Origin of the sequence: Paraburkholderia sp. JHI2823 (assembly GCF_038900695.1) — a bacterium.
Classification (GTDB): Bacteria; Pseudomonadota; Gammaproteobacteria; order Burkholderiales; family Burkholderiaceae; genus Paraburkholderia; species Paraburkholderia mimosarum.
Genome location: NZ_JAYMRY010000002.1, coordinates 169640 through 193264 on the forward strand (window position 1 = coordinate 169640; position 23625 = coordinate 193264).

Here is a 23625-nt window from a genome sequence, read left to right on the forward strand (position 1 = left end):
GAGTTGCCTTAGCTGCATCACGCACCATCAGCACCATGTGCCAACTTCTCGGAATGAACTGCGCCGCGCCAACGGACGTCACGTTCTCCTTCACAGGATTCGCGGCGCGCGGCGGCGCCACCGACCACCACGCCGACGGCTGGGGTATCGCATTCTTCGAGGACAAGGCCTGCCGCCTCTTCATCGACAACGAGGCTTCGGCGCGTTCGCCGATCGCCGAGATGGTCAAGCACTATCCGATCAAGTCGCGCAACACGATCGCGCATATCCGCAAGGCCACGCAAGGCAATTGCGCGCTCGAGAACAGTCATCCGTTCCAGCGCGAGCTGTGGGGCCGGCACTGGATCTTCGCGCACAACGGCGACCTCGAGGGCTTCGATCCGGTGCTGTCGGGCGTGTACCAGCCGGTCGGCACCACCGATAGCGAGCGGGCGTTCTGCATGCTCCTGCAGGGCCTTCGCAACGCGTTCCCCGGTGCCCAGCCGCCGCTCGACGAACTGTTTGCCGCGCTCGAATCGCTCACGCGCGAAGTCACGCAGTTCGGCGTGTTCAACTTCCTGATGTCGAACGGCCAGGCGCTGTTCGCGCATTGCTCGACGCACCTCCACTATCTCGTGCGCCGCTGGCCGTTTTCGACGGCGCATCTCGTCGACGCCGATGTTTCCATCGACTTCGCCAAGTACACGACGCCCGAGGACCGCGTGGCCGTGATCGCCACCGCGCCGCTCACCGACAACGAAGTCTGGACCCGTTTCGCGCCCGGCGACCTCATGATGTTCCAGCACGGCGACGTGATCGCCAGGACGAGTGTTCCGGTGCCGCAGAAGGTGGTCGACAAGCTCGCCAACCCTTGCCTCGATGCCTCCGCCAGCGCGCCGCGCGCAGCGCAGCCGGGCGAGGTGGACCCGGAAGCCGTCGCCGCACTGCAGACCTGGGGCGAGTAACGCAAGCGCCGCACCGCGCGTTCAGCCGCGAGAAATAAGAAAAGCCGCGCATCGAGCGCGGCTTTTCGCTTGCTGCAAGCGTAGGAACGAGCAGACTCAGTGGAGGATCTTCGCGAGGAAGTCCTTCGCGCGGTCCGATTTCGGGCTCGCAAAGAAGGCTTCCTTCTGGTCGTCCTCGACGATGGCGCCCTTGTCCATGAAGATCACGCGGTGCGCGACCTTCTTCGCAAAGCCCATTTCGTGCGTCACGCACATCATCGTCATGCCTTCCTGGGCAAGCTCCACCATCACGTCGAGCACCTCGTTGATCATCTCGGGGTCGAGCGCCGACGTCGGCTCGTCGAACAGCATGGCGATGGGGTCCATCGACAACGCGCGCGCGATGGCCACGCGCTGCTGCTGGCCGCCCGAGAGCTGGCCCGGGAATTTGTCGGCATGCGCGCGCAGGCCCACACGGTCGAGCAGTTTCAGGCCCTTTTGCGTCGCCTCGTCCTTGCCGCGGCCCAGCACCTTGATCTGCGCGAGCGTGAGATTCTCGGTGATCGACAGATGCGGGAACAGTTCGAAGTGCTGGAACACCATGCCCACCTTCGAGCGCAGCTTCGAGAGGTTGGTGCGCTTGTCGCCCACCGACTCGCCGTTCACGAGGATCTCGCCCTGCTGGAACGGCTCGAGCCCGTTGACGGTCTTGATGAGCGTGGACTTGCCCGAGCCCGAAGGCCCGCACACCACCACCACCTCACCCTTCTTCACTTCCGTCGTGCAGTCGGTCAGCACCTGGAACTGGCCGTACCACTTCGAAACGTTCTTGATTGAAATCATCTTGCGACCTTTTTCTGAAGACCTTTCACAAGGCTCGACGCGATCACGCAGATCACGAAATAGCATGCGCCCGCGAACAGTACCATCTCGACCATCGTCCCGTCACGGTCACCGATGTTGGTGGCCGTGCGGAAGAAGTCCGCGAGGCTGATCACGTACACGAGCGAGGTGTCCTGGAAGAGCACGATGGCCTGCGTGAGCAGCAGCGGCACCATCGCGCGGAACGCCTGCGGCAGGATCACGTAGCGCATGGCCTGGCCGTAGCGCATGCCGAGCGCGAACGCGGCGTTGACCTGCCCGCGCGCCACCGCCTGAATACCCGCGCGAATGATCTCCGAATAATACGCGGCCTCGAACAGCGAGAACGCGACCATCGCCGAGGCGAGGCGAATGTCGATGTCGGGCGAGAGACCCAGCACGTTTTGCAGCACCTGCGGCACGATCAGGAAGAACCACAGCAGCACCATCACGAGCGGGATCGAGCGAAAGATCGTGACATAGCCCTTGGCGAACCATTCGAGCGGCTTCACGCTCGAGAGCCGCATGAGCGCGAGCAGCGTGCCCCAGACAATGCCGACCACGATCGCGCACAGCGTGATCTTGAACGTGATGATCGCGCCCGTCCACAGCGTGGGCAATGCGCCAGGAATGCCGCTCCAGTCGAAGTGATGCATCACTTGCCTCCGATGTAGCCGGGCAGACGCGACTTCGCCTCGACCCAGCGCATGAGCGTCATGACGACGAGGTTGATGAGCACGTACGCGAGCGTGACGGCGATGAACGATTCATAGGTCTGCGCCGTGTAGTCGACGAGCTGGCGCGCCTGGGCGGACAGATCGAGCAGACCGATCGTCGAGGCGACCGCCGAATTCTTGAAGATGTTGAGGAATTCGGAGGTGAGCGGCGGCACGATGATGCGGTACGCGACCGGCAGCAGCACGTAGCGGTACGTCTGCCACTGCGTGAAGCCCATCGCGAGCCCGGCGGCGCGCTGGCCGCGCGGCAGCGCGTTGATGCCCGAGCGCACCTGTTCGCACACGCGCGCCGCGGTGAAGAGCCCGAGACAGACGACCGACGCCGAGAAGAACTGCACACCCGGCGGCGCCTGCTTGAACGCCGTGCCGATCGATTGCGGCACGATTTCAGGCAGCACGAAGTACCAGATGAAGAACTGCGCGATGAGCGGAATATTGCGGAAGATCGCCACATAGGCGGTGCCGATACCCGCGAGCACCCTGTTCGGCACCGTGCGCAGCACCCCGAAGAACGACCCGACAATGAGCGCGATCACCCATGCGCACAGCGACACCGAGACCGTTACCCAGAGGCCGGAGAGGATCCAGCCGAGATAAGTGGTCGGTTCGCCCGTCGAGACCGGGCTGAGCAGAATGCCCCAGTTCCAGTGATAGGACATAAAGAGACTCCAACAAAAAGAACGGAAGAAGCGGCGCTTCTTCCGTTCCGTGTTTGACGCTGGGTCGACGTTGGCCGCGGCTGCGTTAGTCGATTGCCTTGTCGTTCGGGTTCTTGAACAGCGCCCGCATGTCGTCGCTCATCGGGAAGTTCAGGTTGAGGCCCTTCGGCGGAATCGGCGACTCGAACCACTTCTTGTAGATCGTCTCGCCTTCGCCCGAGGTCTGCACCTTGGCGATGGCGTCGTCGGCGACCTTCTTGAACTCGGGGTCGTTCTTGCGCATCATGCAGCCGTACGCTTCACGCGACTGCGGCTGACCGACGATCACGAAATCGCCGGGATTGTTCGACTTGGCGCGCTCGCCCGCGAGCAGCGCGTCGTCCATCATGAACGCCACCGCGCGGCCCGTGGAGAGCGTCATGAACGACTCGCCATGGTCCTTCGCGCTGATGATATTCATGCCCATGCTCTTGTCCTGGTTCATCTTGCGCAGGAGGCGCTCGGACGTCGTGCCCGCCGTCGTCACGACGGTCTTGCCCTTGAGGTCGGCGAAGTCCTTGATCCCGGAGTCCTTCTTCGTCATGAGGCGCGTGCCGATCACGAAAATCGTGTTCGTGAAGGCGGCCTGCTGCTGACGTTCGGTATTGTTCGTGGTCGAGCCGCACTCGATGTCCACCGTGCCGTTCTGCACGAGCGGAATGCGGTTTTGCGACGTGACGGGCACGAGCTTGACCTTCAGGTTAGGCATGTTCAGCTTCTGCTTGACCGCTTCGACGATCTTCATCGCGTAGTCTTGCGAATAGCCGATCACATTCTGCTTGTCGTCGTAATACGAGAAGGGGATGGACGACTCGCGATGGCCGAGCGAAATGACGCCCGTGTCCTTGATCTTCTTGAGCGTGCCCGCGTCCTGCGCGAAAGCGCTGGTGGCGAAGCAACCAAGGAGTGCGAGCAGCGCGGCGGTCTGTTTGATTTGCATTGTTTTCTCCGGTACAAGAACCGCCGTTAGTTTATCAAAGTAATTTTTCTGAAAGAACCGAGAGTGACCCTGGCGCCACGCTCCCATGGGCCCAAGGTGCGAAGGCGGACGCCCCCTTGTGGAGGACGTCCGCCTTCTCTGCGCCTTGATGTGCAGCGCAAAAACTTGTCACCGTTTCGTCACTTGGCCGCGCGCCTTGCCCGGCACGGCGCGCAGCGTCTCACGCTCGTGACGAGGGCGATCAGGGATACAGGCCGCGCATTTCGCGCGCCATGAGGATGCGCTTGCAGGCGACGATGAACGCTGCGGTACGCATCGAAACCTTCTGCTCGCTCGCGACCTGCCACACGGCCGTGAATGCTTCGCGCATCACACGTTCGAGACGTTCGTTAATCTCGTTCTCGGTCCAGAAGAAGCTCGAGAAGTCCTGCACCCACTCGAAGTACGAAACGGTCACGCCGCCCGCGTTGGCCACCACGTCGGGGATCACGAGGATGCCCTTGTCGTGCAGGATGTCATCGGCTGCCGTCGTGGTCGGGCCGTTCGCGCCTTCCACGATGATCTTCGTGCGGATCTTGCCCGCGTTCTTCTCGGTGATCTGGTTTTCCAGCGCGGCCGGGATGAGGATGTCGGTTTCGACGGTCCAGAATTCGTCGTTCGCCATCACTTCGGCGCCCGCGAAGCCGGCCACGCCGCCCGTCTTCGCGACGTGCTCGAGCAGCGCTTCGGCATTCATGCCGCTCGACTTGTAGAGCGAGCCGGTGTGGTCCTGAACGGCGACGATCTTCGCGCCCGCTTCCTGGTAGAGGCGCGCTGCGATGCCGCCGACGTTACCGAAGCCCTGCACGGCAATGCGCGCGCCTTCGATCGACAGACCCGTGCGACGAGCCGCTTCGCAGCCCACGACGAACACGCCGCGGCCCGTTGCCTCGCGGCGGCCGAGCGACCCGCCGAGCGAGATGGGCTTGCCCGTCACGACGCCCGTGGCCGTCTGGCCCTGGTTCATCGAGTAGGTGTCCATCATCCACGCCATGATCTGCTCGTTCGTGTTGACGTCCGGCGCGGGAATGTCGGTGTTCGGTCCGATGATGATGCCGATTTCGCTGGTGTAGCGGCGCGTCACGCGCTCGAGCTCACCGCGCGAAAGCGTGCGCGGATCGACGCGGATGCCACCCTTCGCGCCGCCGTACGGCACGTTCACTGCAGCGTTCTTCACCGACATCCACGCGGACAGCGCCATCACTTCGGAGAGCGTAACGTCCTGGTGATAACGCACGCCGCCCTTGCCGGGACCGCGCGAGACGTTGTGCTGGACACGATAGCCTTCGAAGTGAGCAACGGTGCCGTTATCGAGTTCGATCGGGCAGTCGACGATCAGGATGCGCTTAGGACGCTTGAGCGTTTCGAGCCAGCGCGAGAGCGAGCCGAGGTACGGCGCCACACGATCGACCTGACGAAGATAGTTGCCCCAGGGGCCGAGATCGTCGGCGTGGAGATAGGAGGGAACCGACTGCAGTTGGGATGACATGAACGCTCCAATGGAACAAGTGGTGCCATTGTCAGAAAACGCCCATACGAAATCCAATGCCGTTTGATTATCCCGTTATGCTTTTCTTGCATAACATCCAGGAAGTCGAAAAAACGTGTCGCCGGAGGCTCGTTCGGGCCGTAGCGGTTGAAATAGCCTGACTGTTTCGAGCTTGCTTGTGCGTGGTGTACCGCAATCGTTGCGAGCGCGGTACACCGCAGCTTGCGTCAATTCGAGCGCCCGCTGCGCACCGCCGCGCCCTCGCCCTGCGCGCGTTCGTCGCTCACTGCCTCCCACAGTTCGCGCACGAGCGCCTGGCGCGCGTCGTCGCCTTGCGTCGCGAGTTTGTCCCGATACAGGCGAATCTCCATGTCGAGCGTGAACTGTCCCTCCGGGACGCCGCGCGTGCCGCGATCGAGCCGGATCAGCTCGCCCTGGGCCACCGCGTCCTCCACCGCGCTGTGCGGCAAAAAGGCGATGCCATGCCCCGCCAGCGTCATTGCCTTGAGCCCTTCCGCCATATCGGTTTCGTACACACGGTCCAGATAGAGCCGCGCCGGTGCGTTGGCAACGATCACCTCGGTCATGCGGCCGAGATACGCGTTCGGCGTATAGGAGAGGTACGGGGTGGGCGCATCGGGCGTGCCGGGCAGCGTGTAGCGCGCGCGCCCGGCTCGCTGGGGCGCGGAGTACGGGCTGATCGACTCGATGCCGAGGGTGAGCGTGTCGTAACGCGCGGGATCGAGCGTCACGGGATGGCTCGGGTGGTGATAGCCCATCACGAGGTCGCAGCCGCCCTCCACCAGCGAGAGCACGGCGTCGTGCACGTTCAGCGCGCGCAGCCGCGTGTGGATGCGGCCGAGCTTCGCCTCGATGTGCTGCAGCCAGCGCGGAAAGTAGGTGAGCGACAGGGTGTGCGGCACCGCGAATTCGATGGTCGCCTCGGGCGTGGCCGTATGGCCGCGCAAAAGCGTGCGCGCCTCGTGGAACTGGGAGAGCATCGCGAGCGCCTGCTCGTAGAAGACCTGCCCTGCCGCGGTGAGGCGGGTCGGATAAACCGAACGATCGATCAATTCGGTGCCTAGCCACGCTTCGAGCGCCTGGATGCGGCGCGAGAAGGCCGGTTGGGTCACGTGGCGCAGTTCGGCCGAGCGGCTGAAACTATGCGTCTCCGCGAGCGAAACGAAGTCTTCGAGCCATTTGAGTTCCATGCGAGGCCATGAAGCAGATGTGAAGTCCGCATTCTAGGCCCGCAGGCGTGCGCCTGGGGGATGGCGGCGTCGGCGGATTTTGCGGCGGCGTCTGCCGGTTGCACCTGCGGGACTGTCGGCCACCCCGCCGCTTGCCGCCCGGCACCCTCGCCATGCCGCTCCGAGGCGTGGCCGTGCCGACGGGTACCGGTCCGGGAGGCCGCTGCCCAGTCCCCGCCTCGCCCCCTGTCGACGAGGTGATAAAATACGCGGTTCCCGCCGTCGCGAATCTGACCGCAACCGACTGCCAATTCACCGCCAACCGACCGCTAACTGAGCGTAACGACCTCCGTTACGTCCCCATCATGTCCGACACTCGTCCCGATACCCTGTTCGCGCTCAACGCGCTCTCCCCGCTCGACGGCCGCTACGCCTCGAAAACCGAAGCCCTGCGCGACTGGCTCTCGGAAGCCGCGTTCATGCGCAACCGCGTGAAGGTCGAGATCCACTGGCTGATCGCGCTCTCGCAGGCCGGCTTCGCGGAAGTGCCGCGCTTTTCGGAGGCGTCGGAGCAATTCCTGCTCAAGCTCGCCGAGAACTTCACGGCGCACGACGCCGCGCGCATCAAGGAAATCGAGCGCGTGACGAACCACGACGTGAAGGCCGTGGAGTACTGGCTCAAGGAGTCGGTGAAGGGTCAGCCGGAACTCGAGCGCGCAAGCGAATTCATCCACTTCGCCTGCACCTCGGAAGACATCAACAACACGTCGCACGGCCTGATGCTCGCGGGCGCCCGCGAGCATGTCATCCTGCCCGCGTTGCGCTCGGTGCATCAGCGCCTCGTGGCGCTCGCGCACGCGCAGGCCGATCAGCCGATGCTCTCGCGCACGCACGGCCAGCCGGCGAGCCCGACGACGCTCGGCAAGGAAATCGCCAACGTCGCGGCGCGTCTTTCGCGCGCGATCCAGCGCATCGAAAAGGTCGAACTGCTCGGCAAGATGAACGGCGCCGTGGGCAACTTCAACGCGCACCTCTCGGCGTATCCGGAATTCGACTGGGAAGCGTTCTCGAAGAACGTCGTCGAGCAGCGCCTGAAGCTCACGTTCAATCCGTACACGATCCAGATCGAGCCGCATGACTACATGGCCGAACTCTTCGACGCCATCGCGCGCGCGAACACGATCCTGCTCGATCTCGATCGCGACGTTTGGGGCTACATTTCGCTCGGCTACTTCAAGCAGAAGACGAAGGCCGGCGAGATCGGCTCGTCGACGATGCCGCACAAGGTCAATCCGATCGACTTCGAAAACTCGGAAGGCAATCTCGGTCTCGCAAACGCGACGCTGCGCCACCTCGCCGACAAGCTGCCCGTCTCGCGCTGGCAGCGCGACCTCACGGACTCGACGGTGCTGCGCAACATCGGCGTGGCGTTCGGCTACTCCCTGCTCGCCTATGACGCGCTGATCCGCGGCATCGACAAGCTCGAAGTGAATCCCCAGCGCCTGAACGACGACCTCGACGCGACGTGGGAAGTGCTCGCCGAGCCGGTGCAGACGGTGATGCGCCGCTATGGCATCGAGAACCCGTACGAGCAGCTGAAGGAACTCACGCGCGGCAAGGGCATCACGCGCGAGGCGCTGCAGACGTTCGTGTCCGGCCTCGCGATTCCCGAAGACGCGAAGAAGCGCCTGCTCGATATGACGCCTGCGTCGTATGTGGGCAAGGCGGCGGAACTGGCGAAGCGCATTTCGTAAGCACGCCATCGCCGTGTAGACTGCGGCAAAGAAAAAGGCGCTCGATAATCCGGGCGCCTTTTTTCGTTCACCGCCGATTGCGCATCACAGCTTCGCGCCGCGCGCCTCGAGTTGCTTCATCACCTCGTCGACGATCTGCTCGGGGGTGAGCTCGATGCTCACCTCGATCGCCTCGTCCGCAGCCGGCACCTCGAGCGTCTCGAGCTGGCTTTGCAGCAGCGACGGGTCGAAGAAGTGGCCAGTGCGCGAAGCGAGGCGCTCGTGCAGCACCTCGAACGAGCCCTTCAGGTAGACGAAACAGACGTCGCGGTCGTTGCCGCGCAGGATGTCGCGGTACGAGCGCTTGAGCGACGAGCAGGTGAACACGGCCGTTTCGTGGGCGCGCTGCTTTTCCTCGATCGCCGCGCGAATCGCGCGCAGCCACGGCCAGCGGTCCTCGTCGGTGAGCGGGATGCCGTCGTGCATCTTCTTCTTGTTGCCTTCGCTGTGGAAGGCGTCGCCGTCGGTGAAGGCGCACTCGAGGCGTTCGGCGAGCATCTCGCCGATGCGTGTCTTGCCTGCGCCCGACACGCCCATTGCTATCAGAATCATCAACTGCTCCCTGGCGGGCCTGGCGGGCCCATGCAACATCGTTACTCGTTACAACACCGCTGCGAGGGCGAACGTGAGGCCGAGGCCCAGCAGCGAAATAATGGTCTCCAGCAGCGACCAGGTCTTGAACGTCTGACCCACGGTCATGCCGAAATACTCCTTGATCAGCCAGAATCCGCCGTCGTTGACGTGCGAGAAAATCAGCGAGCCCGAGCCCGTGGCGAGCACGAGCAGCTCCGGCTTCACCGTCATGGCGCTGGCCGAGGCGATCGGCGCGACGATGCCGCAGGCCGTGGTCATGGCGACCGTGGCCGAACCCGTCGCGAGACGGATCAGCGCGGCCACGAGCCAGCCGAGCAACAGCGGCGACAGATGCTCGTTCTGCGCGAGTTCGACGATCTGCTTCGACACGCCGCTGTCCATCAGCACGCGGCCGAAGCCGCCGCCCGCGCCGACGATCAGCGTGATGCCGGCGATCGGCGCGAGGCAGTCGCCGCAGAACTTCTGGATCTGCTCGCGCGTGAAGCCGCGCTGCGCGCCGAAGGTCCAGAAGCTCACCAGCACGGCGATGAGCAGCGCGACGTCCGAGGTGCCGATGAAGTGCAAGAGATTGTTCGGCAGCGTCTTCGGCGTGAAGACGAGATCGGCCCAGCTGCCGACCAGCATCAGGATCACCGGCAGCAGGATCGTGAAGAGCGTGATGCCGAAGCCCGGCAGTTCGCTATCGGGCTTGGGATCGGCCTTGCTCACGAACTGGTCGGAGAGCGGATTGCTCTCCGGAAGCTTGATGTAGCGGTGAATGAAGAGCGCAAAGAGCGGCCCGGCGATGACCGCCGTAGGCACGCCCACGATCAGGCCGTAAGCGATGGTCTTGCCGATATCGGCGTGATACGCCTGCACGGCCAGCAGCGCGGCCGGGTGCGGCGGAATCAGTCCGTGCACGACGGAGAGGCCCGCCACCATCGGCAGGCCGATCAGCAGCAGCGACTTGCCGGTGCGCTTGGCGACGTTGAACGCAATCGGAATGAGCAGCACGAAGCCGACCTCGAAGAACACCGGCAGGCCGACGATGATCGCGACGAACATCATCGCCCAGTGGATGTTCTTCTCGCCGAACCAGCGGATGAGCGTCGTGGCGACGCGTTCGGCGCCGCCCGATTCGGCCATCATCTTGCCGAGCATCGTGCCGAGGCCCACCACGATGGCGATGTGTCCGAGCGTGTTGCCGTTGCCGGTCTCGAACGACTTGACGATCTGATCCATCGGCATGCCGACGGCGAGACCGAGCAGCAGTGAAACGATGATCAGGACGAGAAACGGATAAACCTTGAAGCGCGTGATCAGCAGGATCAGCGCGGCGATTGCGACGAGCGCGTAAATCAGCAGCATGCTGCCGTGGGCCACTCCCATGAGGCTCTTCTCCAGATAGTTGTTCGACGTTCTTTCGCCCGTGCGCCGACGCGATTGCGCGCAGCGGCTGCCGCTCACGCGGCACGTGGAACGAAAGGACCGGCCGTCGCCGGGCCGGGGGATTGTAGAGCTTATAACGACTTTCGGTGCGGCGTGCCTGAAAGACGAGCGAGCCGCGCAGGGCGCGCGCCTGAAAGGCGCGGTTTGCGCGGCTCGTTGCGCCCCTCCAACCCCAGGGCACGCGGCGTTCCAGTCATCATTGCGCCGCAACATGCGGCGCGGTCCAGCGCGATCAGCGAAATCAGCGCGGTCAGCGCGGTCAGCGCGATCAGCGAAATCAGCGCACCGGGCGCGACAGCTCGCTCGCGGCGTGCGCGAGGCGCGTGACTTCGTCCCAGTTCTGCGCGGCGAGCGCGGCCTTCGGCGTGAGCCACGAACCGCCCACGCACACGACGTTGGGCAGCGCGAGGAAGGTCGGCGCCGATTCGGCGGTGATACCGCCCGTCGGGCAGAACTTGAGCGTCGGGAACGGGCCGTGGAATGCCTGCAGCATGTTCAGGCCGCCCGCCGGCACCGCCGGGAAGAACTTCACGATCTCGTAGCCGAGTTCCATCGCGACGATGATGTCGGTCGGCGTCATGACGCCCGGCAGAAGCGGCAGGCCCGCGTCGAGCGACGCCTGGTGAATTTCGCGCGTGAGGCCCGGCGAGACGCCGAACTGCGCGCCGGCCTTTTTCGCGAGCGCGCAGTGCTCGGGCTTCGTGATCGTGCCCACGCCCACGACGATGTCCGGCGCGATCTGCGCGGCGCGCTCGATCGCTTCGAGGCCGGCCGCCGTGCGCAGCGTGATTTCCAGCACCTTCACGCCGCCCGCGTGGAGCGCGCGCGAAACGTGCTCGCCCTGCTCCGGCGTTTCGAATGCGAGCACCGGAATGACGGGACCCAGGCGGACGATGTCGGCCACTGTGCTGTTTGCCATGTTCAGGCTCCTTGATGATGAAATCAGTTCGCGGCGTGGGCCGCGGGGCTGGCCACAGGCGTGGCCGGTGCAGCCGGCGCAGTCGTGGCCTGCTCGCCCACGAGCGGCCCGAACACCGTTGCGCCCAGTTCGGCCGGCGCGGCGGCGGCGCGGAACACGCCGAACAGCTCGCGGCCGAAGCCCACTTCGTTGAGTTCCTGATGCGCGGGCTGGGCGACCGGGCGGGCATCCCATTCTGCCGCGTCCACTTCGACGTCGAGCACGCCTTGTACCGCATCGATCACGATCGTGTCGCCATTGCGCACCTTGCCGATGGGGCCGTGCAGCAGCGTTTCCGGCGAGACGTGGATGACCGCGGGCACCTTGCCCGAGGCACCCGACATGCGCCCGTCGGTGACGAGCGCCACGTGAAAGCCCTTGTCCTGCAGCACGCCGAGCAGCGGCGTGAGACGGTGCAGCTCGGGCATGCCATTGGCGCGCGCGCCCTGGAAGCGCACGACGGCCACGAAATCGCGCTCCAGCTCGCCGCGATCGAAAGCTTCCTGCACGGCTTCCTGCGAATCGAACACGATCGCGGGCGCACGCACCTTGCGGCGCTCGGGCGCCACGGCCGAAACCTTGATGACGCCACGGCCCAGCCGCCCCTGCATCAGGCGCAGGCCGCCATCGGGCTGGAACGGCTCGGCCAGCGCGCGCAGCACCGCCGTGTCGGCGCTCTGCTCCACGGCCGGCACCCAGGTGAGCTTGCCGTCGATGAGCTTCGGCTCTTCGGTGTAGTGACGCAGACCGCGACCCGCGACGGTATTCACGTCTTCATGCAGCAGACCGCCGTCGAGCAGTTCGCGCACGAGGAAGGCGATGCCGCCCGCCGCATGGAAATGGTTCACGTCGGCCTTGCCGTTCGGGTACACGCGCGCGAGCAGCGGCACGGCGTCCGAGAGCGCGTCGAAGTCGTTCCAGTCGATGATGATGCCCGCCGCCCGCGCCATCGCCACGAGGTGCAGCGTGTGATTGGTCGAGCCGCCGGTGGCCATCAGCGCGACGATGCCGTTGATCACGGCCTTCTCGTCGACCACATGGCCGATCGGCGTGTAGTTGCCGCGCTCGACGGTGAGTTCGAGCACGCGGCGCGCCGCGGCGGCGGTCAATTCGTCGCGCAGCGGGGTGTGCGGATGGATGAAGGCCGAGCCGGGCAGATGCAGCCCCATGACCTCCATCAGCATCTGGTTGCTGTTCGCGGTGCCGTAGAACGTGCAGGTGCCGTGACCGTGGTACGCCGCGGCTTCGGATTCGAGCAGCGCCGCCCGGTCGCACTGGCCGGTGGCGAACTGCTGGCGCACCTTGGCCTTGTCGTCGTTCGAGATGCCGCTCGTCATCGGGCCGGCGGGCACGAAGATGGTGGGCAGATGGCCGAACTGTAGCGCGCCGATCACGAGGCCCGGCACGATCTTGTCGCATACGCCGAGGCACAGCGCCGCGTCGAACATGTTGTGCGTGAGCGCCACGGCGGTGCTCATCGCAATCACTTCGCGCGAGAAGAGCGACAGCTCCATGCCGGCGTTGCCCTGCGTGACGCCGTCGCACATCGCCGGCACGCCGCCCGCGAACTGCGCGACGCCACCGCCTTCGCGGGCCGCCTTCTTGATGATGTCGGGGAAATCCTTGTAGGGCGCGTGCGCCGAGAGCATCTCGTTGTACGCCGAGACGATGCCGATGTTCGGCTCGCGAATCGCCTTGATCGCGATCTTGTCGCGGCCTTCGAGGCCGGCGAAGCCATGCGCGAGATTCGCACACGAGAGCACGCCGCGCGCCGGGAACCGGTCCTGAGCCGCCGTGATGCGCGCGAGATAGGCCTCGCGAGTGGGCTTGCTGCGCTCGATCACGCGTTGCGTGACCTTCATCAACTGAGAATGCGGGGAAACCATCGAATCTCCTTCCTTCTTGTCTCGGCGGAAACGCTCGGGGCCAGAACGAGAGCGCCAGTGGCGCTCCCGTCAGCGATGGGCCGATGTTAGTAGAAAAACTACAAGCCCGCAATCCCGGTAAGACCCTGGGAGCATACGGTTAAACGAACGCCTAGTCTTATTCTCAACGGGACTCACAGGAATTTCCGCGCCTACCCGGGAAAGAAACAATCGCAGTCTTGTAGTTTTTGTACATAACCTCCGATCCGCTATAGTCCACGGATCTTTCAGCATAGTGCGAGTTTCCTGATGCTGCTGTCCCAGGTGAAAGCCATGCGCGAGCAATTGCGCCCATCGGAGCGCAAGCTCGCCGACTACGTGGTCGAGGCGCCGCGCGAGGTGCTCGACCTGTCGATGACCGAGGTCGCCGAGCGTGCGGGCGTGAGCCAGCCGACCATCGCGCGGTTCTGTCATGCGCTCGGCTTTTCGGGCTTTCGCGAGTTCAAGATCCGGCTCGCGCAGGCCGTTGCCGCGGATCTGCCGACGGGGCATCCGGCCGTCTACCGCGACGTGAGCCCCGACGAGCCCGTGCCGGGGGTCGCGGCCAAGGTGCTCGACCGCACCATCGGCGCGCTCCTGCAGGTGCGCAACAATCTCTCGACGGACTCGCTCGCCGCCGCGATCGACCTGCTCGCCCGCGCTTCGCGCATCGAGTTCTACGGCGCGGGCGGCTCAGGCATCGCCGCGCAGGACATGCAGCACAAGTTCTTCCGCCTCGGCATGCCGAGCGTCGCCTATTCGGACCCGCACACGTTTCTCATGTCGGCCACGCTGCTCGGGCCCGGCGACGTGGTCGTGGCGATCTCGAACACCGGGCGCACGCGCGACATCGTGGACGCCGCGCGCACGGCGCTCGAACGCGGCGCGAAGGTGATCGCCATCACGCACGGCACGTCGCCGCTCGCGCGACTCGCGAGCGTGGGCCTGCACGCGAACGTGGACGAGGACACCGACGTCTTCTCGCCGATGACCTCGCGCACGTCGCATCTCGCGATCGGCGACATACTCGCCGTGGGCGTGGCGCTGCAGCGCGGACCCGAACTCGCGGAAAAGCTCGCCGACGCGAAGGACATCATCGCGCGGCGACGGCTGGACACGAACGGCTGAATGCGCCGCAAAGCGCGGCGTGCGCAAACGGTCCCGATAAAAAAAGTGCGGACTCCCGAAGGAGTCCGCTTTGCGTATGCGCCTGAGAAGTCGGAAAGAAACGTCAGAAGGGCTTGATCACGACCAGCGCGACCGCGGCCAGCATGCCGAGCACCGGCAGCTCGTTGAACATGCGATACCACTTGTCGGAGCGCCGGTTCTCGCCGCGCTCGAAGGTGGCCAGCAGGCGCCCGCAGTACGCGTGGTACACGAGGAGCAGCACGACTACGCCCACCTTTGCGTGTATCCACCCCTGGCCTCGCCCGATCCCTACCACGAGCCACAGCCACAGCCCGCACAGCAACGCGGGCACGGCGATCAGGGTCATGAAGCGATAGAGCTTGCGCGCCATGATGAGCAGACGCTTGACGGCCGCGGGCTCGGTTTCCATCGCGAGATTCACGAAGATGCGCGGAAGGTAAAAGAGGCCCGCGAACCACGAAGCGATCAATACGATGTGAAACGTCTTGATCCAAAGCATCGGCAAATCCTTTTTTTCTTGTTAGCGGGCATCGGAGCGGCGCACGGCGCGCCGCCCGATGACTCACTGCCGGCCTTCGCCGTGGCCGAGCACCACGTACTTGAGCGAGGTCAGGCCTTCGAGGCCGACCGGTCCGCGCGCGTGCAGCTTGTCGTTGGAAATGCCGATCTCGGCGCCGAGGCCGAACTCGAAGCCGTCGGCGAAGCGCGTCGAGGCATTCACCATCACGCTCGCCGAATCGACTTCGCGCAGGAAGCGCATGGCGCGGTCGTGGTCTTCGGTCACGATCGCATCGGTATGGTGCGAGCCGTAGGCGTTGATGTGCTCGACCGCTTCATCGAGGTTGTCGACGACCTTCACCGCGAGCACCGGAGCCAGGTATTCGGTGCGCCAGTCTTCTTCGGTCGCGTCCACGAGCGGGCTCACGCCGGCATCGGCGAGAATCGTCCGCGCCGCGGCGTCCACGCGCAGTTCCACGTCCTTCTCGCGATAGAGGCGGCCAAGCGGCGGCAGCACCTCATGCGCGATGCCGCGCGCCACGAGCAGCGTTTCCATCGTGTTGCAGGTGCCGTAGCGATGCGTCTTCGCGTTGTCGCACACGGTCAGCGCCTTCGCCAGATCGGCGCGGTCGTCCACGTACACATGGCAGATGCCGTCGAGGTGCTTGATCATCGGCACGCGCGCCTCGGCCATCAGGCGTTCGATCAGGCTCTTGCCGCCGCGCGGCACGATCACATCGACGAATTCCGTCATGGTGATGAGCTTGCCCACCGCCGCGCGGTCCGCCGTTTCGACCACCTGCACCGCGTCCTGCGGCAGACCCGCCGCCGCCAGCCCTTCGCCGATCAGCTTCGCGAGCGCCGTGTTGCACTCGAGCGCCTCGGAGCCGCCGCGCAGGATCGTGGCGTTGCCCGACTTCAGACACAGCGCCGCCGCGTCGATCGTCACGTTCGGCCGCGACTCGTAGATGATGCCGATCACGCCGAGCGGCACGCGCATCTGACCCACCTGGATACCGCTCGGGCGGAACTTGAGATTGCTGATCTCGCCGATCGGGTCCGCCAGCGCCGCGACCTGGCGCAGGCCCTCGACCATCGTCTTCAGCGCCTTGTCCGAGAGCGTGAGGCGGTCGATGAACGCCGCGTCGTGACCCTTCTCCTTCGCGCGGGCGAGGTCGCGTGCGTTCGCCGCCTTCAGCTGCGGCGCTTCGCGTTCGATGGCTTGCGCCACCGCTTCGAGCGCTGCGTTCTTCGCTGCCGTCGAGGCCCGTGCCATCGCGCGCGAAGCCTTGCGGGCGCGGCGGCCGAGGTCGGTCATGTACTGGTCGATATCCATGATGTCTTTTGTGGTGCGGCGCGCCAGACGTGGTTGGGTGGATGCGCACGCGCGGTTCGATTCAAATGCGGTTCGGACCGATTTTAATGCCAAGCCGCCGGGGTTTGCTGGGCATTCCCAGGATGCTGGGGCCACGCTGATCGGGCACGCAAGCCTCTGAAGTGGCGAGCGGGACACACACGCAGCCGCGCAGCGGAGCGGATGCAGGTGCCGAAGCGCCGATTCGGGCGAGCGAGGAACGCTTCAGCCCGGCCGGCGCGACGGCCCTGCGGTGCGCGGTCGTGCCGCAGCCGCAGCGGCAGCCGCCGCGGCTGGGTTGCCCGGCTGAGCGCGAGCGGCAGCATTGCCCCGCGCGGCCGGCGCAGCCGTGTCGCGTGGCGCGGCCACGGTCATCGCCAGTTCGAACAGCCCGTCCCAGGCATCGGGCGGCAAGGCGTTGCGCCAGTCGGCGCGCGCCTGGCCGGAAAGCCCCTTCACCAGGCGGTCGAGCCGTGCCGCGAGCGCGAGGCCGCGTTCCAGCGTCTGCTCGGACAGGCGCGACAAAGCGGGGCCGATGAGCCGCTCGCGCGGCCCCCACACGCGGTTCTCGCGCAGCAGCATGGCGAGCGGCTTGCCCGCCGCCACGCCGCGCTTGATGCGCAGCAGCGTGCGAATTTCCTCGACGACCGCCCACAGCACCAGCACCGATGCCTCGCCCTCGCCGCGCAGGCCGTCGAGCATACGCGCGAGGCGGCCGACATCGCCCGTCAGCATCGCTTCGTTCAACTTGAAGACGTCGTAGCGCGCGACGTTGAGCACGGCGTCGTGAATCTGCTCGAAGCTCAGGACGCCTTGCGGATAAAGCAGGCCGAGCTTCTGGATTTCCTGATGGGCCGCCAGCAGGTTGCCTTCCACGCGCTCCGCCACGAATTGCAGCGCGCGCCGGCCGTCCTCGCCGGGCGCCACGCGCTGGCCTTGCAGCGCGAGACGCTGGCCGATCCAGTTCGGCAGTGCCGCGCGCTCGACAGGATCGACTTTGAGCGCCACACCGCCTTCAGCCAGTGCCGTGAACCACGCGGACTTCTGCGTGGCGGCGTCGAGGCGCGGCAACGTGACGAGCATCAGCACGTCGGGATTCGCGGCTGCCGCGAGCGTCTTGAGCGCGTCCGCACCTTCCTTGCCGGGCTTGCCCGAGGGAATGCGCAACTCCACCAGCTGGCGATCGCCGAAGAGCGACATCGACTGACTCGCGCCGAGGAGCGAGCTCCAGTCGAAGCCGCGCTCGACCGTGAACACCGAACGGTCGGTGAAGCCCGCCGCGCGCGCGGCCGCGCGGATGCGGTCGCACGCTTCCTGGGCCAGCAGGTGTTCGTCGCCGTAGACGACGTACAGGCCGGCCAGCCCTTTCGCGAGGTGCGGTTCGAGTGCGTCGGGTCGCAGTTGCATGGCGCTCGGTCGAAGTTCGCTCAGAAGGTGAAGACGGCGCGCATCACAGCGGCGGCGGCGGCAGCGGCGCGCGCGGCGCCACGCCCGGCACGACCTGAGCGGGCGTCGGCGTGAGCGTCTTGACGACCGCGAGGCGCCGCATGAGCTGGTCGACGGCGTCCCGCTGCATATCGGCGAAGAGGAGATCGGCTTCCTGCGCCTTGGCGGTCGAGAACTGGGAGCTATAGGTCATCGCGCGGTTCAGCCCGATCGTGCTCGGCTCCATCAGCAGGGTGCCGTCCGCGCTCACCAGCGAATAGTTCAGCCAGTAGTTGACCTGATATTCCTCGACTGCGCCGAGCGAGTTGAGCGTAAGCGTGCTGAAGCTTTGCGCTTCGGAAACGTGCAGCACGGCGTCGGCGTTGGCCACCGAATCGACCACCACCGAATCGCTGCCGCCTTCGATCATGCGCGTGAGGCGCGCGGTGAACGGCGGCGGCCCGCCGACGACGGCGAGGCGCTTGAAAGCGAAGTTCTGCTCGCCGCGCAGCTGGAAGCCGCACGCCGACAGGACCAGCGCGCCGCCGGCCACGAGCGGGAACAACCTGAGGAACGATCTGCGAATCACATGGACTCCCTGGGTTCGCGACAGAGTCGCCGGTGTCGGCGAGCGGCGCAGCACGCGTTTGTCTTGCGCTGCGCCGCTGCCAGCATGGCCTGGATTGCCTTTAGACGACGACGTTCACGAGACGGCCCGGCACGACGATGATCTTCTTCGGCGCACGGCCTTCGGCGAACTTCACGAACATGTCGTGCGCGAGCGCCGCCGCTTCGATTGCGTCCTTGCCCGCGTCTTTCGCCACGGTCACGGCGCCACGCACCTTGCCGTTCACCTGCAGCACGAGTTCGATCTCGGCCTGCTCCAGCGCCTTTTCGTCGACCTTCGGCCAGGGCGCATCGAGCAGCGGGCCGTATTCGTCGGCATACGCGAGCGCCTTCCAGAGTTCGAATGCGATGTGCGGCACGACCGGGTACAGCACGCGCAGCAGCACGCCGAACGTTTCGCGCTGCACGCCCGCGCCCGCTTCCTTCGCGCCGTCGATGGCGTTGAGCATCTTCATCGCCGCCGAAACGACGGTGTTGTACTGCAGACGCTGATAGTCGAAGTCGGCCTGCTTGAGCACGCTATAGATTTCGCGGCGCAGCGTCTTTTCGACGTCGGTGAGCGCCGCTGCGTCGAACGATGCGCGCGACCTGATCGCTTCGGCGTTCGCGAAACCGAACGCCCACACGCGGCGCAGGAAGCGGCTCGCGCCTTCCACGCCCGCGCCCGACCATTCGAGCTGCTGCTCGGGCGGCGCGGCGAACATCGTGAAGAGACGCGCCGTATCCGCGCCGTACTGGTCGATCAGCACCTGCGGGTCGACGCCGTTGTTCTTCGACTTCGACATCTTCTCGACGCCGCCCAGCACCACGGGCTGGCCATCGGCGTTGAGCGTCGCGCCGACCGGGCGGCCCTTGTCGTCGTGCGTGACGGTCACGTCGGCCGGGTTGTACCAGGTCTTCTTGCCCGACGCGTCTTCGCGATAGAACGTCTCGTTCAGCACCATGCCCTGCGTGAGCAGGTTCTTCGCCGGCTCGCCGAATTTCACGAGGCCCAGGTCGCGCGAGACCTTCGCCCAGAAGCGCGAATACAAGAGGTGAAGAATGGCGTGCTCGATCCCGCCGATGTACTGGTCCATCGGCATCCAGTAGTCGGTGCGCTCGTCGACCATGTTCTTCGCATCGGGCGCCGCGTAGCGGTAGAAGTACCAGGCCGAGTCGACGAACGTGTCCATCGTGTCGGTTTCGCGCTTCGCATCGGCGCCGCACTTCGGGCACTTGCAGTTCAGGAACGCCTCGGACTTCGCGAGCGGGTTGCCCGTGCCGTCCGGCACGAGGTCTTCCGGCAGCACGACCGGCAGGTCCTGCTCGGGCACCGGCACGTCGCCGCAGCTCGGGCAGTGGATGATGGGGATCGGCGTGCCCCAGTAGCGCTGGCGCGAAATGCCCCAGTCGCGCAGGCGCCACGTGACCTGCTTGTCGCCCAGCTCGAGCGCCTTGAGGTCGGCCGCCACGGCATCCACGGCCTGGGTGTAGTTCAGGCCGTCGTACTTGCCGCTGTTCACGCAGACAGCGCGTTCCTTGTCGCCGTACCATTCCTGCCAGCCGTCGAGCGAATACGTCTCGCCTTGGGCCGCGATGACCTGCTTGATTGGCAGGTTGTATTTTTTGGCGAACGCGAAGTCGCGCTCGTCGTGGCCGGGCACGCCCATCACGGCGCCTTCGCCATAGCTCATCAGCACGTAGTTGCCGATCCACACCGGCACCTGCTCGTGCGTGAGCGGGTGCGTCACCGTGAAGCCCGTGGGCACGCCCTTCTTTTCCATCGTCGCGATGTCGGCTTCCGCCACGCCACCGCGCTTGCATTCGTCGATGAACGCCTGAAGCTCCGGCTTGCCTTGAGCCAGGCGCGTGGCGAGCGGATGCTCGGCCGCGATCGCGGCGAAGGTCACGCCCATGATCGTGTCGGCGCGCGTAGTGAACACGCGCAGCAGCTTCTTCTCGCTGTCCAGCTCGTACGGAAAGCCGAAGTTCACACCGAAGCTCTTGCCGATCCAGTTTTGCTGCATGATCTTGACGCGCTCGGGCCAGCCGAGGCCGTCGAGGTCATTCAGCAGTTCGTCGGCATACTGCGTGATGCGCAGGTAATACATCGGGATTTCGCGCTTTTCCACGAGCGCGCCCGAGCGCCAGCCGCGGCCTTCGATCACCTGCTCGTTGGCGAGCACGGTCTGATCGACCGGGTCCCAGTTCACCGTGCCGGTCTTCTTGTAGGCGATGCCCTTCTCGAGCATCTTCAGGAAGAACCACTGGTTCCACTTGTAGTAATCGGGCTTGCAGGTGGCGATTTCGCGCGACCAGTCGATCGCGAGACCCATCGACTGCATCTGGCCCTTCATGTACTCGATGTTGTCGTACGTCCACTTCGCCGGCGGCACGCCGTTGGCCATGGCGGCGTTTTCAGCGGGCATGCCGAACGCGTCCCAGCCCATCGGCATCAACGTGTTGTAGCCGTTCATGCGCAGGTAGCGATACATCACGTCGTTGATCGTGTAGTTCCGCACGTGGCCCATGTGCAGCTTGCCCGACGGATACGGCAGCATCGAGACGCAGTAGAACTTGGGCTTGTCGGCCTTTTCGGCCGTCCGGTAAGCGTCGGTGGCGCGCCATTCGCCTTGCGCGGCGGATTCGACGTCGGAGGGAACGTATTTTTCGAGCATGGTGTGGGTGGTGAACGCTGCAAACGGGCGGACTCGGTGCCGGATGCACCGGGCCGGCCGTTCACGATACCTGGACGATACCCGGCGGGTTGCGGCGCTTCGCCAGGCTCGTTTTCAAAGGAAACGTTGATTATACCGTCGACTGGCGCGTGCTCAGTGCGCGCCGGTGGCAGGCTCGGTCACGAAGCCGAGTCGCGTGAGGCCGGCCTGCTGCGCGGCGCCCATCACCTGGGCGATCACGTCGTAGCGCGTCTCGCGCGCGGCGCGCAGCTGCAGATCGGGCTGCTGAGCCTCGGGCGCCTTGCCGGCGGCCGTGAAGCGCGCGCGCAGCTCGTCGAGCGTGATGGGCTGGGCGTTCCAGTAGAGCTTGCCGGCGGCGTCGATGGACAGCGTGACGGTCTGCGCCGTCTGCCGCGCGGCCTCTGCCTCGACTTTCGGCAAATCCAGCCGGATCGCGTGCGTGAAGAGCGGCGCGGTAATGATGAAGATGACGAGCAGCACGAGCATGACGTCGATGAGCGGCGTCATGTTGATGTCCGACATCGGTGCCGAATCGCGCTTCTTTTCGAGTCCGCCGAATGCCATGACTGTCGCTCCTACGACTCCGCGCGCACGCCTTCGCGCAATGTGCCCTGCGTGCCTTCGCGGCGCAGCGGCGCACCCTCGGGCGCGCAGGCATAAGCGTGCAGGTCGTGCGCGAAGCCGTCGAGATCGTCGCAAAGCTGGCGCACGAGGCGGCCCAGCACGTTATAGGCAAGCACCGCGGGAATCGCGACGACGAGGCCGAAGGCCGTCATGATGAGCGCCTCGCCCACCGGGCCGGCTACGTTCTCGATCATTGCCTGGCCGCTCGCGGCGATGCTGCCGAGCGCGTGATAGATGCCCCAGACCGTGCCGAGCAACCCGACGAACGGCGCCGTGCTGCCCACCGAGGCGAGCAGCACCTGCCCGAACTCGAGCCGCCGCTGCGACGCCTGCAACGCGCCGCGCAGCGCGCGCAGCACACGCTCGCCGCGGTCCACGCGCGCGAGCATCATGCCGGGGGCGTCGGCTTCCTCGGCGGCGAGCGCCGCCTGGGCGAGCGGCAGGAACACGCGCTCGTGGTCGACCGCTCCCATGGCGGCCACGCCGTCCGCGAGCGTGCGCGCCTGCCAGAAGCGGGTAATGGCGCGCGGGCCCTGGCGCTTCGCGCGCAGGAGCACCCAGCTCTTCACGATGAGAAAGCACCAGCTCGCGATCGACATGGCGAGCAGGACCCACGCTACGGCGTGGGTGACCGCGTCGCCGGTCTGCAGATAGTGAATGACCCCGGAACTCGCTGCCATCGGACCTCGCTCACTGTCTGTCCGGCGCCGTGGGTGGCCCGGACGGTGGAAAAAGCCGCTCAGCGCAGGCCGAGCACGTCCTGCATATCGTACAGGCCGGTGGCCTTGTCCTGCAGAAAGCGCGCGGCGCGCACGCTGCCTTGTGCGTACGAGAGACGGCTCGACGATTTGTGCGTGATCTCGATGCGCTCGCCGATGCCCGCGAACAGCACCGTATGATCGCCGACGATGTCCCCGCCGCGAATCGCCGAAAACCCGATCGTCGAGGGGTCGCGCTCGCCGGTCACACCCTCGCGGCCGTACACGGCGCATTTGTCGAGGTCGCGGCCCAGCGCGTGCGCCACGGCCTCGCCCATCGCAAGCGCGGTGCCCGAGGGGGCGTCGACCTTGTGGCGATGATGCGCCTCGATGATCTCGATGTCGTAGCCGGTCTCGAAAAAGCGCGCCGCATATTCGAGCAGCTTGAGCGTAACGTTCACGCCCACGCTCATGTTTGCCGCGAACACGATGCCGGTCTTCTGCGCGGCCGCGCCGAGCTGCGCCTTTTGCTGGGCGTCGAAGCCGGTCGTGCCGATCACCATTCTCACGCCGTGGCGCTGCGCCGCCTCGAGGTGCACGAGCGTGCCTTCGGGGCGCGTGAAGTCGATCAGACAGTCGCTTTGCGCGAAGACCTGCTCGATGTCGTCGGAGATGCGCACGCCGGTTTCCTTGCCGAGGAACGCGCCCGCGTCCTGGCCGAGGGCGGTCGAGCCCTTGCGCACGAGCGCGCCCGAGAGCGTGACATCGGGAGAAGCGAGGACGGTTTCGATGAGCATGCGGCCCATGCGGCCCGATGCGCCGGCGATTGCGATTTTCATGAGTCTTCCTGCGGGTTTTGCTGCGAGCTTTCCTCGCAAGGTGCCGCCGGCCGCCGCGCGTCGCGCCGCGTCCAGCCACCCTCAAATAAACGCGGCGGCCCGAAGCCGCCGGCTCGACACGTGGCGCGCCGCGCGCACCACGCCCTGATTGTCTGACCGCCGCGGACAGCCGGATCGTT

The 23625-nt window shown here is 65.7% G+C and carries 21 protein-coding genes; 3 read left to right on the forward strand and 18 right to left on the reverse strand.

What is annotated here, in order from left to right:
- Positions 1-35 precede the first annotated feature (35 nt).
- A complete protein-coding gene (locus VSR34_RS03315; protein WP_342961856.1) occupies positions 36-944 on the forward strand; it encodes a class II glutamine amidotransferase in 909 nt (302 codons plus the stop codon).
- A gap of 96 nt (positions 945-1040) precedes the next feature.
- Here VSR34_RS03315 and VSR34_RS03320 read toward each other — a convergent pair whose 3' ends face one another.
- From VSR34_RS03320 to VSR34_RS03345, 6 genes are all read right to left on the reverse strand, one after another.
- Positions 1041-1766 carry an amino acid ABC transporter ATP-binding protein gene (locus tag VSR34_RS03320; RefSeq protein ID WP_028209421.1) on the reverse strand — a complete coding sequence of 242 codons (726 nt, stop codon included), beginning with the start codon at positions 1764-1766 and terminating at the stop codon, positions 1041-1043.
- A complete protein-coding gene (gene gltK / locus VSR34_RS03325) occupies positions 1763-2440 on the reverse strand; it encodes a glutamate/aspartate ABC transporter permease GltK (RefSeq protein ID WP_028209420.1) in 678 nt (225 codons plus the stop codon). The genes VSR34_RS03320 and gltK overlap by 4 nt, the downstream gene beginning before the upstream one ends.
- Complete coding sequence (locus VSR34_RS03330) at positions 2440-3180, reverse strand: amino acid ABC transporter permease (RefSeq protein WP_028230077.1); 741 nt, start codon at positions 3178-3180, stop codon at positions 2440-2442. The genes gltK and VSR34_RS03330 overlap by 1 nt, the downstream gene beginning before the upstream one ends.
- 85 nt (positions 3181-3265) lie before the next feature.
- On the reverse strand, positions 3266-4159 hold the full coding sequence (locus tag VSR34_RS03335) for a glutamate/aspartate ABC transporter substrate-binding protein (RefSeq protein WP_028209418.1): 894 nt from the start codon (positions 4157-4159) through the stop codon (positions 3266-3268).
- 241 nt (positions 4160-4400) lie between these two features.
- A complete protein-coding gene (locus VSR34_RS03340; RefSeq protein ID WP_028209417.1) occupies positions 4401-5687 on the reverse strand; it encodes a Glu/Leu/Phe/Val dehydrogenase in 1287 nt (428 codons plus the stop codon).
- Between the two features lie 227 nt (positions 5688-5914).
- Entirely contained in the window at positions 5915-6898 is a 984-nt protein-coding gene (locus VSR34_RS03345; protein WP_028209416.1) for a LysR family transcriptional regulator, read from the reverse strand.
- A 344-nt stretch (positions 6899-7242) separates the two neighbouring features.
- Between VSR34_RS03345 and purB the strand changes: the two genes are divergently transcribed.
- Positions 7243-8631 carry an adenylosuccinate lyase gene (gene purB / locus VSR34_RS03350; protein ID WP_028230076.1) on the forward strand — a complete coding sequence of 463 codons (1389 nt, stop codon included), beginning with the start codon at positions 7243-7245 and terminating at the stop codon, positions 8629-8631.
- A gap of 84 nt (positions 8632-8715) precedes the next feature.
- On the opposite strand, the gene VSR34_RS03355 is transcribed toward purB, so the two are convergent.
- The 4 genes from VSR34_RS03355 to edd all read right to left on the reverse strand — a co-directional run bounded on the left by VSR34_RS03355 (position 8716) and on the right by edd (position 13536).
- On the reverse strand, positions 8716-9222 hold the full coding sequence (locus VSR34_RS03355) for a gluconokinase (protein ID WP_342961857.1): 507 nt from the start codon (positions 9220-9222) through the stop codon (positions 8716-8718).
- A 48-nt stretch (positions 9223-9270) separates the two neighbouring features.
- Entirely contained in the window at positions 9271-10632 is a 1362-nt protein-coding gene (locus VSR34_RS03360) for a GntP family permease (protein ID WP_342961858.1), read from the reverse strand.
- 337 nt (positions 10633-10969) lie between these two features.
- Positions 10970-11611 (reverse strand): bifunctional 4-hydroxy-2-oxoglutarate aldolase/2-dehydro-3-deoxy-phosphogluconate aldolase, encoded by a 642-nt coding sequence (eda, locus tag VSR34_RS03365; protein WP_028209412.1) that lies wholly within the window; start codon positions 11609-11611, stop codon positions 10970-10972.
- A 23-nt stretch (positions 11612-11634) separates the two neighbouring features.
- The gene (edd, locus tag VSR34_RS03370; protein ID WP_342961859.1) at positions 11635-13536 is read right to left on the reverse strand and encodes a phosphogluconate dehydratase; all 1902 of its coding nucleotides are present in this window, start codon (positions 13534-13536) and stop codon (positions 11635-11637) included.
- A 288-nt stretch (positions 13537-13824) separates the two neighbouring features.
- Between edd and VSR34_RS03375 the strand changes: the two genes are divergently transcribed.
- Positions 13825-14682 carry a MurR/RpiR family transcriptional regulator gene (locus VSR34_RS03375; protein ID WP_028230073.1) on the forward strand — a complete coding sequence of 286 codons (858 nt, stop codon included), beginning with the start codon at positions 13825-13827 and terminating at the stop codon, positions 14680-14682.
- 103 nt (positions 14683-14785) lie between these two features.
- Here the strand turns inward: VSR34_RS03375 and VSR34_RS03380 are convergent, their stop codons facing one another.
- From VSR34_RS03380 to dapB, 8 genes are all read right to left on the reverse strand, one after another.
- Positions 14786-15202: a CopD family protein gene (locus VSR34_RS03380; RefSeq protein ID WP_036017489.1), complete on the reverse strand. Its 417-nt coding sequence runs from the start codon at positions 15200-15202 to the stop codon at positions 14786-14788.
- 63 nt (positions 15203-15265) lie between these two features.
- Entirely contained in the window at positions 15266-16537 is a 1272-nt protein-coding gene (locus VSR34_RS03385) for a glutamate-5-semialdehyde dehydrogenase (protein WP_028209408.1), read from the reverse strand.
- A 243-nt stretch (positions 16538-16780) separates the two neighbouring features.
- On the reverse strand, positions 16781-17962 hold the full coding sequence (gene holA / locus VSR34_RS03390; protein WP_028230072.1) for a DNA polymerase III subunit delta: 1182 nt from the start codon (positions 17960-17962) through the stop codon (positions 16781-16783).
- Between the two features lie 43 nt (positions 17963-18005).
- Positions 18006-18569, reverse strand: coding sequence for an LPS assembly lipoprotein LptE (lptE, locus tag VSR34_RS03395; RefSeq protein ID WP_342961860.1), 564 nt, complete (start codon positions 18567-18569; stop codon positions 18006-18008).
- 100 nt (positions 18570-18669) lie between these two features.
- On the reverse strand, positions 18670-21264 hold the full coding sequence (gene leuS / locus VSR34_RS03400) for a leucine--tRNA ligase (protein WP_342961861.1): 2595 nt from the start codon (positions 21262-21264) through the stop codon (positions 18670-18672).
- Between the two features lie 153 nt (positions 21265-21417).
- The gene (locus VSR34_RS03405) at positions 21418-21849 is read right to left on the reverse strand and encodes a biopolymer transporter ExbD (protein ID WP_028209404.1); all 432 of its coding nucleotides are present in this window, start codon (positions 21847-21849) and stop codon (positions 21418-21420) included.
- Between the two features lie 11 nt (positions 21850-21860).
- Positions 21861-22589, reverse strand: a complete 729-nt coding sequence (locus VSR34_RS03410; protein WP_342961862.1) for a MotA/TolQ/ExbB proton channel family protein — start codon at positions 22587-22589, stop codon at positions 21861-21863.
- A gap of 59 nt (positions 22590-22648) precedes the next feature.
- Positions 22649-23446: a 4-hydroxy-tetrahydrodipicolinate reductase gene (gene dapB / locus VSR34_RS03415; RefSeq protein WP_342961863.1), complete on the reverse strand. Its 798-nt coding sequence runs from the start codon at positions 23444-23446 to the stop codon at positions 22649-22651.
- Positions 23447-23625 lie beyond the last annotated feature (179 nt).